15 protein-coding genes and 1 pseudogene are annotated in these 14,416 nt (G+C 53.2%); 5 read left to right on the forward strand and 11 right to left on the reverse strand.

The features are described from left to right. Window positions 1-126: 126 nt before the first annotated feature. On the reverse strand, window positions 127-420 hold the full coding sequence (locus tag AC1DKH_RS27305) for a muconolactone Delta-isomerase family protein (protein ID WP_477754389.1): 294 nt from the start codon (window positions 418-420) through the stop codon (window positions 127-129). A 107-nt stretch (window positions 421-527) separates the two neighbouring features. Here AC1DKH_RS27305 and AC1DKH_RS27310 point away from each other — a divergent pair, with 107 nt between their 5' ends. Both AC1DKH_RS27310 and ycaC read left to right on the forward strand, forming a co-directional pair. After that, the gene (locus AC1DKH_RS27310) at window positions 528-1,415 is read left to right on the forward strand and encodes a LysR family transcriptional regulator (RefSeq protein ID WP_477799894.1); all 888 of its coding nucleotides are present in this window, start codon (window positions 528-530) and stop codon (window positions 1,413-1,415) included. Between the two features lie 536 nt (window positions 1,416-1,951). After that, window positions 1,952-2,584, forward strand: coding sequence for an isochorismate family cysteine hydrolase YcaC (gene ycaC, locus AC1DKH_RS27315; RefSeq protein ID WP_477756836.1), 633 nt, complete (start codon window positions 1,952-1,954; stop codon window positions 2,582-2,584). A 324-nt stretch (window positions 2,585-2,908) separates the two neighbouring features. On the opposite strand, the gene AC1DKH_RS27320 is transcribed toward ycaC, so the two are convergent. Then, window positions 2,909-3,808 carry a LysR family transcriptional regulator gene (locus AC1DKH_RS27320; RefSeq protein WP_477799900.1) on the reverse strand — a complete coding sequence of 300 codons (900 nt, stop codon included), beginning with the start codon at window positions 3,806-3,808 and terminating at the stop codon, window positions 2,909-2,911. Window positions 3,809-3,992: 184 nt separating this feature from the next. Here AC1DKH_RS27320 and AC1DKH_RS27325 point away from each other — a divergent pair, with 184 nt between their 5' ends. Beyond that, a complete protein-coding gene (locus tag AC1DKH_RS27325) occupies window positions 3,993-5,003 on the forward strand; it encodes a zinc-dependent alcohol dehydrogenase family protein (protein ID WP_477799895.1) in 1,011 nt (336 codons plus the stop codon). A gap of 129 nt (window positions 5,004-5,132) precedes the next feature. On the opposite strand, the gene AC1DKH_RS27330 is transcribed toward AC1DKH_RS27325, so the two are convergent. From AC1DKH_RS27330 to namA, 4 genes are all read right to left on the reverse strand, one after another. Next, window positions 5,133-5,516, reverse strand: a complete 384-nt coding sequence (locus AC1DKH_RS27330; RefSeq protein ID WP_477799901.1) for a nuclear transport factor 2 family protein — start codon at window positions 5,514-5,516, stop codon at window positions 5,133-5,135. 290 nt (window positions 5,517-5,806) lie between these two features. Further along, window positions 5,807-6,826 (reverse strand): alpha/beta hydrolase, encoded by a 1,020-nt coding sequence (locus AC1DKH_RS27335; protein ID WP_477799896.1) that lies wholly within the window; start codon window positions 6,824-6,826, stop codon window positions 5,807-5,809. 208 nt (window positions 6,827-7,034) lie between these two features. Next, window positions 7,035-7,418: a nuclear transport factor 2 family protein gene (locus tag AC1DKH_RS27340; RefSeq protein ID WP_477755547.1), complete on the reverse strand. Its 384-nt coding sequence runs from the start codon at window positions 7,416-7,418 to the stop codon at window positions 7,035-7,037. Window positions 7,419-7,480: 62 nt separating this feature from the next. Beyond that, complete coding sequence (gene namA / locus AC1DKH_RS27345) at window positions 7,481-8,521, reverse strand: NADPH dehydrogenase NamA (protein WP_477799897.1); 1,041 nt, start codon at window positions 8,519-8,521, stop codon at window positions 7,481-7,483. A gap of 113 nt (window positions 8,522-8,634) precedes the next feature. Between namA and AC1DKH_RS27350 the strand changes: the two genes are divergently transcribed. Continuing rightward, complete coding sequence (locus tag AC1DKH_RS27350; RefSeq protein WP_477755549.1) at window positions 8,635-9,024, forward strand: winged helix-turn-helix transcriptional regulator; 390 nt, start codon at window positions 8,635-8,637, stop codon at window positions 9,022-9,024. A 50-nt stretch (window positions 9,025-9,074) separates the two neighbouring features. Here the strand turns inward: AC1DKH_RS27350 and AC1DKH_RS27355 are convergent, their stop codons facing one another. The 5 genes and pseudogenes from AC1DKH_RS27355 to AC1DKH_RS27375 form a co-directional block, all read right to left on the reverse strand. Continuing rightward, window positions 9,075-9,134 (reverse strand): hypothetical protein, encoded by a 60-nt coding sequence (locus tag AC1DKH_RS27355; protein WP_477755554.1) that lies wholly within the window; start codon window positions 9,132-9,134, stop codon window positions 9,075-9,077. A 39-nt stretch (window positions 9,135-9,173) separates the two neighbouring features. Further along, window positions 9,174-9,248 (reverse strand): annotated as a pseudogene (locus AC1DKH_RS27360) (TetR/AcrR family transcriptional regulator); the annotation flags it as partial. A gap of 157 nt (window positions 9,249-9,405) precedes the next feature. Then, window positions 9,406-11,151 carry a gamma-glutamyltransferase gene (ggt, locus tag AC1DKH_RS27365; RefSeq protein WP_477799898.1) on the reverse strand — a complete coding sequence of 582 codons (1,746 nt, stop codon included), beginning with the start codon at window positions 11,149-11,151 and terminating at the stop codon, window positions 9,406-9,408. 185 nt (window positions 11,152-11,336) lie between these two features. Beyond that, complete coding sequence (locus AC1DKH_RS27370; protein WP_477799899.1) at window positions 11,337-12,596, reverse strand: cation:dicarboxylate symporter family transporter; 1,260 nt, start codon at window positions 12,594-12,596, stop codon at window positions 11,337-11,339. 113 nt (window positions 12,597-12,709) lie between these two features. Next, window positions 12,710-13,135 (reverse strand): VOC family protein, encoded by a 426-nt coding sequence (locus AC1DKH_RS27375; RefSeq protein WP_046054868.1) that lies wholly within the window; start codon window positions 13,133-13,135, stop codon window positions 12,710-12,712. 206 nt (window positions 13,136-13,341) lie between these two features. Between AC1DKH_RS27375 and AC1DKH_RS27380 the strand changes: the two genes are divergently transcribed. Then, window positions 13,342-14,220 (forward strand): LysR family transcriptional regulator, encoded by an 879-nt coding sequence (locus AC1DKH_RS27380; RefSeq protein ID WP_477756932.1) that lies wholly within the window; start codon window positions 13,342-13,344, stop codon window positions 14,218-14,220. Window positions 14,221-14,416 lie beyond the last annotated feature (196 nt).

A 14,416-nucleotide genomic window follows, 5' to 3' on the forward strand; every position in this document is an offset into this window, starting at 1 on the left:
GCTGCCGCATAGGTGGCAACCGGTTCAGTGACGCAAGACGGGAGGCCCGGACGCATACCCTGGTTTGACGAATTGCATCGAGTGCCTCCTTGGGCTCTGTACGAAATATTATCGGACGAAGAGCGGTTACTGGATTCTTGGGCCAAATCCACCATAAGGTTTCAACGGTACAACAGAAGTAACTTCCAGCATCCCGGAATTTACCAGTGGCAGCGTTGCCAGCTTTTCCCGAACGGCAGCCTCGTTTTCGGCTTCAACCAGTAGGCAGGCGCCACCCATGTCACCCCGGTGCCAGATGTTGCGGATAAATCCCTCCAGATAGAGAGCCCTGGCACGCTGTGCTTCGGCTTCGAGATGAGGCGCAAAATCCGCGTCAGAAAAACGCTCCGAGACTCGACGCGAAAGCGTGATGAACTGCATATGTATATCCCCTTCAAGGCGTTCGTCGTTTAAACAGTTCACGGATAATTGCAAAAAATACTATTCTGGTCCAAGACGCGTTCTGCATGACTTGAGACCCGATTCACATGACCTTAGATCTTCGATTGCTTGTTGCGTTTATCGCTGTCGCTGAAACTGAAAATGTCGGTCAAGCCGCCAGCCGTCTACATATCTCGCAGTCGCCTTTGAGTCGGCAAATCATTCAGCTTGAAGCGCAGCTTGGCCTGAGGTTGTTCGAACGCGCACGTCAGCGCATGCGCCTGACTGACGAAGGACGTCTTTTCCATCAGGAGGCGCGCAGCCTGGTCGCCCATGCATCTGAAGTCGAAGCAGTGGCGCGCAGTATCGCTCTTGGTGAGACAGGCCATATTGCCGTGGGTTATGTCGAAGCGGCCATGCACTCCAATGTATTACCGCGTGCCCTTGCGGGTCTGCAATCAGGCCATCAGGCTGCTACCTTCGAACTCCGCCCCATGGGCTCCTCAGAACAATCCGAGGCCCTGCTCGGTAGAGCGCTCGATTTCGGGCTGGTTTATTCAGTTCCTGAGAGCGCAGACATAGAGTCCATGGAGGTTTCAAGCGAAGCGCTACTGCTTGTTCTGGAAAAAAGACATGCTATGGCCACGCAAGCGAGCATTGCTCCTCAAGACTTGAACGGGGAGCGTTGGGTTGCCTTGGCCCGGTCAAAAAATCCTGCGGCCCGCCAGCGTTTTCTTGAGAACTGTTCCGCTTGCGGTTTCTTGCCTGACATCAAGGTAGAGGCGGATGACCTGCTGGCAGCCCTGCGGCTGGTGGCCTCAGGTTTGGGCATTACCTTTGTCCAGGCGAGTCTTCGGGATTTTCTTGCAGATAGCGTCATATTTCGCGAGCTGCCCTGGTTTCCTTCACGGGTCAGGGTCTATGCCATCTGGCGCAAGGACGACCCCAAGCCGCTTGTCGCGACGCTCCGGCAAGCGCTCTTGGCGGCTGCATAAATGGGCGACCGTTTAACCAGGCAAGGTGTGTTCCGCGGACGCTTACGGTGCTGATGACGCCGGAATGAGCTCATCCTGAAAGACAGCTTTGGGCCTGGTATAACCAGATTCAAGAAAGGCCAAGCGTGCAGGAATGGCGAGCGATGGTAGAGCATGGTGCGCCACGCAGTTGACTTCATACATTTGCCCTAGAGTAGCTAGCTCGTCTTACAATACTTTCACATCCGTTGGCGTACGGTAGATCTAGCTCCTTTTGTGATTCCCAGCCCGCCCTCCCCATCGCGGGCTTTTTTTCGTCCACAAAAACTGCTGACCGCCTGGCATCTCGGTTAAGACGCTATGGATTAACTCTCGCCGGGCCTCGGCGGCCCGAAGTAGCGATTAGACCAAGCCACCTCCAAAGCCAAAACGCTTTGAGTTGTCTCATCTCAGTTGACAGTCAAACGCATTTCACCTGCTTTTTCCGCACCATCCAAATCCTTAATCTGAGCCCCATGTTGAACGACAACATTCACTCACATCAAAAGGACTTCATCATGAGCAACGCTACCTACAACCGCTTGAACAAAGACGACGCTGTAGTTCTGCTGGTCGACCACCAAACCGGTCTGATTTCCCTGGTTCAGGATTTCACGCCCAACGAGTTCAAGAACAACGTGTTGGCCCTGGCAGACGTAGCCAAGTTTTTCGAGCTGCCGACTATTCTCACCACCAGTTTTGAACAAGGCCCAAATGGCCCATTGGTGCCGGAGCTGAAGGAGATGTTTCCTGACGCGCCTTACATCGCTCGACCTGGTCAGATCAATGCCTGGGACAACGAAGATTTCGTCAAGGCAATCAAGGCCACCGGTCGCAAGCAGTTGATCATTGCCGGTGTAGTCACGGACGTTTGCGTAGCGTTCCCTACCCTGTCGGCACTGGCAGAAGGTTTTGACGTGTTCGTGGTGACCGACTCTTCCGGCACGTTCAACACTACTGTGCAACAGGCAGCGTGGAACCGCATGACACGGGCCGGTGCTCAAATGATGAACTGGTTCTCGGTGGCCTGTGAGCTGCAGCGCGACTGGCGCAACGACATCGAAGGTCTGGGTAACCTCCTGTCCCAGCGTATTCCGAACTATCGCAACTTGATGAACAGCTACTCGGCGTTGACTGCACGCCAATCGTAAGTCTGGTCGGTAACCCAAGGCCCGCTTTTGCGGGCTTTGGGCATGGGCTTCATGTGGGATAGCTTCATAGCGCTTAACGGAATGGGGCCCTCGATGGGCCCTTTCTTGTACTCACCCCAGAAATCACTTGGTCAGCCAAGACTCGACGGTCGCGGAGCCGTGCTCTGCTATCCATTACTTCCGCAATTGCCAATGTTTTTCTTAAGACCATGAGCAAACGATCGGTTCGATTACTGCCAGTTACACAGGGATCGATAATCGTCCACCCAATAAATCTTACGGCTAAAAACCACCTCTGTTGCCGAATCGACATACAAATGCAGTTTAGTGAGATTTGAACCAGCTAGGGTGCAGCACAGGAAAATGTTCCTTTAGCCAACCCACAAATGCATCCACCTGAGGTGCAAGGTGCGTTCTGCTTGGATACAGGACAGAAACCAGGCGAGGCTGGGGACGAAATGCCCCGAGCACTTCAACCAGTTCTCCGCTTTCGAGGAAAGTCTCAACGGTAATTCCCGGCGCTTGAATAATGCCGAAGCCTGCAACACCGCATTGAACGTAGGCATTCGACTCATTCACGGTGATACCACCATGAGGAGAATGTGGACGATCTTCACCGTCTACCGAGAAATGCCAAGGCAGCGGTCTGTGATTCTGACCAGAAAGGAAGCTGACACATCGATGGTCTGCTAGATCGTTTAGGGTTCTGGGTACCCCGCAGGCTTGGAGATAACCTGGAGACGCACAGGTCACCATGGTGGCGGTACCAATTTCTCTAGCTACCATGCTTGAGTCCGGGAGGTCACCGATTCGCAATGCACAGTCGATGCCCTCGGCTACGAGATCTACCGCACGGTCGGTCACGCCCAGCGCAAGCTCGATTTCGGGAAATGCCTCCGTAAATCTTCTCAGGCTTTCCATGAAGCTGTGCTGGGAAAATGCAGTGGGGATGTCAATGCGAAGCCGTCCCCGCAACGTCGATCCGCTACGATCGAACATGGAAGTGGCTTCTGCGATTGTTGCCAAAATCTCTTTGACGCGCTCATAAAACCGCTCGCCCTCAGCAGTCAGTTTCACTTTACGGGTAGTGCGTTGGAACAGCCGTACACCCAGCGAAGCTTCCAGATCCTGAATGGTGCGTGTGACGTGCGGGCGTCCTGCCTGCATTGCCTCCGCGACTTTGGTGAAGCTTCCCAACTCAGCCAGCTTGGCGAATACCTGCATCGACTGTAGAAGCTCCATGAGTCTCTTTCTCGGGAAACATGATAACTGGATGATTGTTGCTGATCAGGATAACAATCCTGTTGGTTTCTGCACATTTATCTAGTGCCGCGAAATCTCAACAATGTCCTCAGCGTAAGGGAGGAGCTTTCCTCCCCTGCACATTCAAAATTGCTGGAGACTGAAAATGAAAGCGTGGCTTCTGAAAGATTTCGGATTGGACAATCTTGTGCAGGGGGAAGCTGAGACACCCGTGCCCAAAGCTGGAGAACTGCTGGTAAAAGTGGGGGCTGTATCGCTCAACTTCCGGGACAAGGCTATCGTTGACGGCATCTATGAGCCTCATATGGTGCCCCAGCCGCTAATCCCTGTAAGCGACGCAGCAGGTACTGTCGTGGCAGTCGGTGATGGCGTCAGCCGCTTCTCTATCGGAGATCGAGTTAACTCACACCTTTACTCACGTTGGTTGGATGGCATGCCTGGGCCAGATGAGCCCAACTACTGCTTCGGCTCGCCATTGCCGGGTGGGCTGGCGGAGTACATGATTATCCATGAAGACAGCGCGGTACGTGCTCCCGACAACATGTCAGATGAGGAAGCTGCGACCCTTCCAATTGCTGCTCTGACGGCATGGTATGCGCTCGTTGATTTCGGCCAGATCGAGGCAGGCCAAACCGTTCTGGTTCAGGGCTCAGGAGGTGTTTCTGTATTCGCAACACAAATTGCAACGGCACTTGGCGCTAAAGTTATCGTCACCTCCAGTCGAGATGACAATCTGCAAGCTGTGAAAAAACTGGGTGCTGTTGCGGGTATAAATTATCGCACTAGCCCTGAGTGGGCAGAGGAAGTACTGAAGCTCACTGACGGCAAGGGGGTCGATCTCCTCCTGGATGTGGCAGGTGGGGACGGCATCAATCAGTCGGTTGCAGCGACAAAGGCAGGAGGACGTATCGCACAGATCGGCTTCCTTACCGGCCAAACCTCTGCGCTGAACCTGATGCCTTTGATCTTCCGGCAAACGACGATTCGTGGCATCGCGGTTGCTCCTCGCTCCTCATTTGATCGCATGAACGAATTCTTGAATGAGCACAAGATTCGCCCGGTAATCGACCACGTGTATCCATTTGATCAAGCACGCCAAGCGTATGAGCACTTGGCCAGGGGCGCCTTTGGCAAGGTAGTAATCAAAATCTCGTAAGATCAAGAAAGGGACTGGGTCATCCGGCGATTGAATACCGACTCCACTAACTAAAGTCGATAGCTGTGATCGAAGGGTTTCAGCGAAGAATCCCTAGTCAAGCACAAAGCCGCCGGACGACCCAAGTAATTAAGGCGCTACATGCGTTTGGAAAATCTTGCTAACCACAGTCCACTTGCCTTCGACTTTCAGCAGATGAAAGAAGTCGGTGAAGGAGACGCCTGACATATCGTTGGCGTCGATGCGAGCACTAGCGGCAGTACCGACGATCTCTATGCGGGTAATAGCAGCCTTTGCGTGAGGAGATGGGCGGAAATCCTTGTCGATCCCATCGAACAGGATTGGAATCGCGCCCCCGGACAACTTGCCATCGGCGCCGACGCTGTACATCGTTGCATGTTCGTTGAACGCGGGCTTCATGATGCTGCTCTTGGCCTGCCTGCAGCCCTCAATGTACTTGTTCAGCACCTCAGTGATAGCTTGGTATTCGTCTACGTACGCAGGTTTGTTCATTGTTTTACTACTGATAACTTGTGGGTCGCCAGGTAGGTTTTCTGCTTGAGCAATCGCGCCAAAGCTCGAAATCAGGGCGACAAAAAACAAACTCTTGATAGAAGTAATTTTCATTTTCTCACTCTTAATTTAATAAGTAATGCGATTATTAGTTTATGCTCAACTGCAAAAAGCACAGTGGGTGTTCCGAAAAACTTTGATGCTACTGTAGCTTCGCAATGAAATGAACGATGTGTTTCCAGTAATAACTCCCACAGTTCCACCGTAACCTGCGGGTTCTTTTTTTGAAGTTACTCGCTCAGGTTGTTCTTGAGTTCTTGAGATGCCTGCTCGATCGCGGTGCGGGGCGCCGGCAGATGGCTGAATGCGTTCGAAAGCCCAAAATCGTGAATCATGCCGTTGTAGCGTACCGACTTCACAGGCACACCCGCAGCGTCGAGCTTGCGGCCGTACGCTTCAGCTTCATCGCGCAGGACATCGAATTCTGCAGTCTGGATCAGCGTCGGCGGCAAGCCCTTCAGCTGCTCGGTAGTGGCCTGCAGTGGAGAAGCGTAAATCTGTTTGCGTGCCTCGGCGTCGTGTGTGTAGTTGTCCCAGAACCACACCATCAAGTCCTTCGTCAGGAAATAGCCGTTGGCAAATTCCTTGTACGACGGAGTGTCGAAATTGGCATCTGTCACCGGACACAGCAACACTTGCGAACGCAGTGTGGGCCCACCCTTCTCGTTGGCCATCAAGGCAACTACAGCGGCGATGTTCCCACCTGCGCTGTTGCCAGCTACGGCGAGGCGCGTGCCGTCTACCATGATCTCTTTACCATGTTCGGCCACCCATTTTGTCGCGGCATAGGCTTGATCGGTAGCGACGCCGTATGCTGCCTCTGGCGAGAGGCTGTAGTTGACGAAGACCGCCACCGCACCCGAACCTACTACTAGGTCACGCACCAGACGTTCGTGGGTCGGGAAGTCGCCCAGCACCCAGCCGCCGCCGTGGAAATACATGAACACGGGCAGGGTCTTCTGTTGGGTACCGACCGGACGCACGATGGTCAACTTCAGATCGCTGCCGTTGACGCGTATCGTCATCACGCTGACATCAGCTGCCGGCAAGGCCACTTGGGGGGCAGCCTGGGCGGCCACCAGCGCGGCGCGGGCCTCGACCGGCGTCATGGAGTCGAGCGTCTTACCGCCTTCAAGGGATTGCAAGAATTTTGCGGTGTTGTGTTCAACGCCGGGCTGGCTGGCTGCAAAAGCACTACCAAGGGACAGGGTCGCAGCGGTAAGGGCCAGAGCGGATGTGAGGGTTTTCATGATCTTTCCTCTGTATTACCTGAGTGAGTGCATCGTTTTAAATAGCGAGCTACTTCGTATTTTTGTTGCGTCTTCACTCAGGCAGTGGAAGACAACGACTTGAAGGTCGTATGCCGGACGCACAGTTCCAGCGCCGCTCGTCTGCAAACAAAAACACAGCAGGCATGCTGGGAAGCCTCATCCGTGCCTACCCAAGGAGGACAGAGGTTCAATGCGCTACGTGGGTATGGAAGATCTTGCTGACGACTTTCCACTCGCCATCGACTTTCAACAGATGGAAAAAGTCGGTGAAGGAGATGCCTGACATGTCGTTGGCGTCGATGCGAGCGCTAGCCGCCGTACCGACAACCTCGATGCGGGCTATAGCGGCCGGTGCGTCAGGAGACGGGCGGAAACCCGTGTCGATCCCATCGAACAGGATTGGAATCGCGCCGCCGGCCAGCTTACCGTCGCCATCGACGCTAAACATGGTCGCTTGCTCACTGAAAGCTGGCTTCATGATGCTGCTTTTGGCCTGCTTGCAGCCCTCAATGTACTTGTTCAGCACCTCGGTGATGGCTTGGTATTCTTGTACGTAAGTCGGTTTGCTCATGTTTTTACTCCTGCTTCATTGGGTTGCTATTGATCACTGATTTGATTTATGCAAAAAAAGCTTCAGGCTTTGGTATCAAGCCAGACAGATCCATAACGCGTGTAGGCGTCAGGACTCTCTATGACTTCCTTCAGATCATCTGCAGCGGTGCGAACCCAGAATGGATCACGCAGCATTTGTCGCCCTACAAACACCAGATCAGCGCGGCCGTTTTGCAAGATTTCTTCGGCCTGACGCCCACTCTGAATCACACCCACAGCACCTGTAGCAATATGCAACTCCTTACGCAGTAATTCAGCGGCCGGTACCTGGTACCCCGGGTAGGTCTGCACCTTGACCATCTTGATTCCGCCGGAGCTGCAGTCGATCAGGTCAACACCCTGCTCTTTCATCCAGCGACCATATTCAAGGAACGACTCAGGCGTGTTTCCGCCTTCGGTGTAATCAGAGCTGGATATCCGTACGAACAGAGGACGATCTTCCCAGTGAGTTTTAACCTCTTCCAAAACTTCGCGCAGGAAGCGATAGCGACGCTTGGCATCACCTCCATATTCGTCGTCGCGCATGTTGGCTAGTGGCGAGAGAAACTCACTAAGCAAGTAGCCATGCGCGGCGTGGATCTCGAGCACATCGAATCCCGCTTCGCGGGCGCGCCGTGCGGCATCGCCATATAGCTTTACCAAACCCGGAATTTCATCAGCTGCGAGTTCGCGGGGAACAGGGCTGGTATCCGTGAAGGGAATCGCCGACGGAGCGATATGAATGAGATTAGGCAAATCGGCATTGCGCCCGGCATGGCCAATTTGAGCGCCAGCTTTTGCCCCAAAGCCGTGGAGCAGTTCAGTCAGCGCCTTCAGGCCGCCAATATGCTCATCGCTCCAGATACCCAAGTCACCGGCCCCTATACGAGCATCAGCCTCGATAGCCAGCGTTTCTGGAAAAATCAGCCCCGCCTGACCTAAAGCTCGAGCACCATAATGAACTCGGTGCCAGTCAGTGACAAAGCCATCATCAGCGGCCATGTGCATGCACATAGGGGACATAACGACCCGGTTTTTCAGTTTCAGGCCTTTAATTTCATGGGGGGATAGCAACAAGCTCATCTGGCGGATTCCATAGTGGTTAATATGGAATCATGCTAACGTCCACAGCATCTTTACGTAAGTACGCACAATTTTGTGCTGTAGGCACATTTTTTATACCATGGAGATACCCAGTGAAGAAATGCGCTCCTCAGGGAGAAGTTGAAGCGTTTGCTTGCCCCGTCGCGTTTACCGTTGATGTGATCGGCGGGAAATGGAAATCGCTCATACTGTTCCACCTGATGTCCGGAACAAAGCGGTTCAACGAGTTGCGCCGGTTAATTCCGGATGTGACTCAGAGGATGCTCACCCTTCAGTTGAGAGAGCTGGAGACAGACAGAGTTATCCATCGCGAAATCTATCGCGAAGTGCCGCCCAAGGTGGAGTATTCGCTCACAGAATTAGGCAACACACTTGCGCCTTTGGTCAGTGCGATGCGGGAATGGGGAGCGGTGCATGAGAGTACGATCTTAGAGTTCAGGCGCTCTGCGGTCGATGACGATCAGTTTGAATCTCTGGCCTAGTTTTAGATTCTATTGCCTCAATGACTTTGTGTTCGATGGGCTGGCTCACATTAATGAGGCAGCAGTTGGACGATCTCATTCGCTTGCTGCGTCGGCAGCCGCGTCAGCAAATTTTTGAGATAGGCGAAGCCTTCAAAGGAACAAACTCAGTAACCTTTATGGGTCATCAGCGACTTCGCTACATCGATGATGTGCTGCCGCATGTCTTGAATAGGTTTCTTCATAGGGTGGATAGCCCACAGAAAACTAGACCGGTTGTCTATAGACGTTTTCCCGATCTAGCTTTCTTCCATCCCTCAAATCACCAAGCCTCACCTCAGTGCCCGACGATGGAAACGGAAACTGTTGCTCAGATCGAATTATTTGTTTGGAAATGACGAATTATTTGACCAGCATCGTTACTCCCCTGCCCCTCGGGTCTGTCACCGGTTCCGGGATACCGCCATTCACCTTGATCGCCTGAATATCACCATTGAAGCCCTGGTTGATTAGGTTATAGCCCTTAGCGTCGAGATCTCTGGCCAATCGCCCTGTGATCGGAGAGTAAGGCTCCCAGAAAATGGTATTTGCTGGCAGCAATTGATGATGAAAGCGCATCGCGCCAACCGCATCCTTTAGCGGCAATTTGAAGTCATAGATATTGCTCACCACCTGAAAGATCGACGTAAAAATTCTAGGGCCACCCGGCGTGCCGATGACCAACGCGACCTTCCCGTCCTTCAGGAAGATGGTCGGAGACATCGAGGAAAGTGGTCTCTTTCCGGGCTCAATCGCATTGGTGTCATTACCGACAACCCCCATCTGATTGGGCACTCCGGCAAGGGCAGAGAAGTCATCCATCTCATCGTTGAGCAGTATTCCGGTTTTACTGGCAACCACTCCAGACCCGAAGAAGCCATTCAATGTGTAGGTGTTCGATACCGCGTTCCCCCATTTGTCGACAATTGAAAAATGAGTCGTTTCCGGTTTTTCCGGGAAGGTAATGTTCAAACCTGCGACTACTTTGCTGGTGTCTGAGGGTGCCGAAACACTCACTTCTGCTGCACGCCGCAGTAGGTAATTATGATCCAGCAGCTGTCTTACCGGAACCTTGTAGAAATCGGGATCGCCCAGGTAGTGAGCTCGGTCGGCAAACACTCGCTTTTCGATTTCTGCGACCAGATGAATGTACTCTGGTGAATTCAGCGGCACGCCACTAAAATCCGCGTTTCGAGCTTCTTTCATCTTCAATAGCTGAACCAGAGCGATCCCACCGGAGCTGGGCGGTGGCGCGGTCACCACTTGGAAGCCATTCCAGTTTGCCTGTATCGGCTCTCGCCAAATTGCCTTGTAGTTCCGCAGGTCGGCTTCGCTGATAAGTCCGCCATGCTCTGTCATATCAGCGACGATCAGTTCGGCTGTCTTGCCGCAATAGAAACCTGCAGCGCCGTGCTTCGCGATTCGCTTCAATACCGCTGCCAGTTCAGGCTGCTTAAAGATCATGCCCGACTGCAACGTACCAAAATGCTCAGAGAAATTGGTTTTTCCAGCGAATCGCTGTTGGTTTTCCGTTGCCGCCAAACCGGCTAGCATTTCATCAACTCGAAAGCCTGCATCTGCATAGCGAATTGCCGGCTCGACCAGCGCCTGCCAGCTGAGCTTTCCAAGACGCTGATGGGCTTCCCACAAGCCGGCGACCGTGCCTGGCACGCCCACGGCTTTGTAGCCAAGCACGCTGCTTTGGGTGCTATCAGCAGGGATCACATGGCCTGCGCCGGTGACGAACATGTCCCTGGTCGCCTTGAGCGGTGCCCGCTCGCGGTAGTCAAGAAAGTAAGGTTTACCCTCGTGATAGATCGTCATAAACCCACCACCGCCAATGTTCCCCGCTTCCGGATAGGTAACGGCTAGCGTGAATGCAATGGCCACCGCCGCATCGATGGCGTTGCCACCTTTGGCGAAGATGGCTTTGGCGGTTTCGGCCGCATAACGATCAGGCACTGCCACCGCAGAATGGGTCAACTGGAGCGATTGAACAGTGTTACCTGAAACGGCCTGAGCATTTCCCACGGTTAGGAAGCAAGCGAGTAAAACCGCACAAAACAAAGCAAACTTACGGTGTGAATCGAGAAAGGATTCTTTGCACATAAAGCACCTTATTTTTTATTAATAATCGGCAGCAAAACTCGGAAACCCGAATCGATACAGTTAAGAAAAAATCCAACTGCACAACTCAGAGCCCGGCAAAGAGAACAGACATAAAAATTTATTGTTGAACCAAGAAAACAAGAAGGGCCAAAGGCTTTTGATGGCCGATGGCTCCTCATGGGTAACTATGCTTTCTGTGCTACCCGCTCAGCTCTCGAAGGCTCAAGGGCTGCCTTTTCCCATTTGGCGATAACCAATGGTGCAATCGCATTACCCAACACGTTCAGCGTGGTTGTTCCGCTATCGATAATCCTGAAGATCCCCGCGATAAGCGCTACCCCTTCCAATGGAAGACCGGCTGACGCCAACGTCGCAGACAAAATAATGATGGCAAATCCAGGTACACCGGCAGCACCTTTGGAAGTCAGCACCATCGTGACCACCAGCAGAATCTGCTGAGAAAGCGACAGGTCGATCCCATAGAGTTGAGCGACAAAAATCGTAGCCACGCCAAGGAAAATCGACGCGCCATCCAGATTGAATGCGTAACCCACCGGCACCACAAAACTGACGATGCGGCGCGGAACGCCATAGCTTTCCAGTTTGCTCATCAACTGCGGCATGACCGCTGCGGATGCGGCACTCGAGAACGCAAGGATCAGCTCATTTCGGAAATACTTGATCAGCTTGAAAATGTTCTCGCCGATCAGATAGCAAATTCCGCCGAGAACCACCAACGCAAAGACAATCAGTGCCAGGTAGACCACACCAATCAGTTTGAGCAAGGGCAATAGCGAGGCAAAGCCAAAGGTCGCAACAGTCGCGCCGATCATGCCAAATACACCTATAGGAGCGTACGCCATGACGATTGAGACGACTTTGAACATCGCATCGGAAATACCCTGAACCACGGCGACCACTGGCGCGCTCTTCTCCCTGGGCAGCGAGTTCAATGCCATGCCGAACAACACGGCGAAGAACAGCACCGACAACAGCTTGGCTTCGGACATTGCCACAAATACGTTGTCCGGGACGATGTTCTGCACAATCACGAGAGCGCCCTTCGAAGGTTCCATCGTGATGGACGCAGCGCTATGCGTAATACCGGAAATATCAGTCCCTGTGCCAGGCTCGAAGATGTTCGCGAAACACAGACCCATCACAATCGCCAAGCCGGTGATCGCAAAAAAATACCCCAGCGACTTTATGCCCATACGGCCAAATGACTTGTTATCTCCGCCTCCAGCGATGCCCAGGATCATGCAACAAAACACGATCGGCACAACCACCATCTTCATCATCTTGATGAAAATATCGCCAAGCGGTTTCAGGATCTCCGCGCTAACCCACGATTGATACTGCGGATGGGTATTGAAGTACCAGCCGACGAGCACACCAAGCAACAGCCCGGCAATGATTTGCCACACCAAGGGAATACGTTTCATGTCTAGCCTTCTTGTTGGAATGAAAGGACTGCGTTAACTGGCAGTTGCTAGAGTCATGAGCTTCCAGCTCACTTGAGTTCAAATGGCACAACGCTGTTGTGCCAACACTTTTCTTATTTTGCGAAGAGCTGGCTCATATCCTTGAACGCCTTGAATTCAAGGGCATTACCGCATGGGTCGAACAAGAACATGGTGGCTTGCTCGCCGACCTGCCCTTTGAAACGAATGTAGGGTTCGATCACAAACTCCGTGCCGAAAGACTTCAAGCGCTCGGCCAGCGCCTCCCATTCTTCCCAGCCCAGGATGATGCCGAAGTGCGGAACAGGTACGTCGTGGCCGTCTACCGGGTTGCTATGGACGCTTTCCTGGGAAGCGGTTTTTGGGTGTTCGTGAATAACCAGTTGGTGGCCATAAAAGTTGAAGTCGACCCACTGGTTGCTGGAACGACCTTCTTCCAGCCCGAACACTTCGCCGTAAAATGTGCGTGCGCCAGCGAGGTTGTAAACGGGGATTGCGAGGTGGAAAGGCGAGAGGCTCATCAGAACTCCAATACAGTTTTTTTGTTGGTGAAGGACGGAGCGTATGAAGGCTGGCCGTTGGTTTTTCGCGACGCTTCAAGTTCCGCCGTCCCACCGACATCGGCTGATAGGCTCGGGCAGTTGCCGGGGGATGGGCACATCGTAGGGCGGCCAACAAAGTAAAAAAATCAATATAATTTTCTTAGAAACACAATTAATATTTGTGAATGATTAAAGAACTCAAAACACTCATCGCCGTTGCACGGGAAGGTACGTTTGCCGCTGCCGGGAATAAAATCGGCCTCACCCAAGCAGCGGTGAGCGCCCAGATTCAGCGTCTGGAGGCCGAGCTCGGCTTTGAGATATTCGACAGGAAGGGACGCTCAGCCCACCTAAACAGGATGGGCCATCAAATACTCCTGCAAGCGCAAGAGCTGCTTCGGCTTTACGACAATCTGGGCTCCACCACGGTCGGACTTCCTGCGAGCGTTCTGGTGAACATCGGTGCTATCGCTTCCGTACAGCGCTCCTATCTTCCAGATGCACTAGCCAAGTTTCACCAACAATGCCCGCAATGCCGAAGCCGCGTAATCCCGGGGCTATCGATGGAGTTGGTCAACCTCGTGGATGCCGGCGAAATCGACATGGCGGCAATTATTCGCCCGCCCTTCTCGCTTCAAAGCGATCTACGCTGGACGACCTTGGCGCTTGAGCCCTACCGGCTGATCGTTCCGCGCGACGTGCCGGGAGAAGATTGGTCAGAACTACTTTCAAGCCAACCATTCATTCGGTACGACCGATCATCCTTCGGGGGCAGGCAGGTGGATCGCTTCCTTCGGCACATGCATTTCACCTTGCGGGAGGTTTGCGAGCTGGATGAACTAGAGGCGATCATCAAGCTAGTGGCCAATGGCGTTGGTGTAGCGCTGGTGCCGCAGACAGCAACCCATCAGGAATGGCCCGTAGGTGTACGAGCGCTCGATCTCGGACAGCACACCTTCCACCGTGATATCGGGCTCGTGCACAGATCTAGACAGAGCTTTACCGAACCGGTGCGGATACTTGCCCAGCTTATAAGTGATCAAGTAAAGATTGGCTCCGAATAAAGTCCGAGCAATAAAAAGGGCCCGCGAGGGCCCTGGTTTGTACTCAATGTTCCGTCCTGAATAAGGTTTACACCTTCTGACCCATTCTCAGGAGGGAGTAATGAACGCGGGAGAAAGGCGCAGTCAGCGTGATTACACGCTGACCTTTAAATTGTCGGTCGTCGATCAGGTCGAAAAAGGCGAGTTGAGTTATAAA

The organism is Pseudomonas sp. 05L36 (assembly GCF_056398125.1).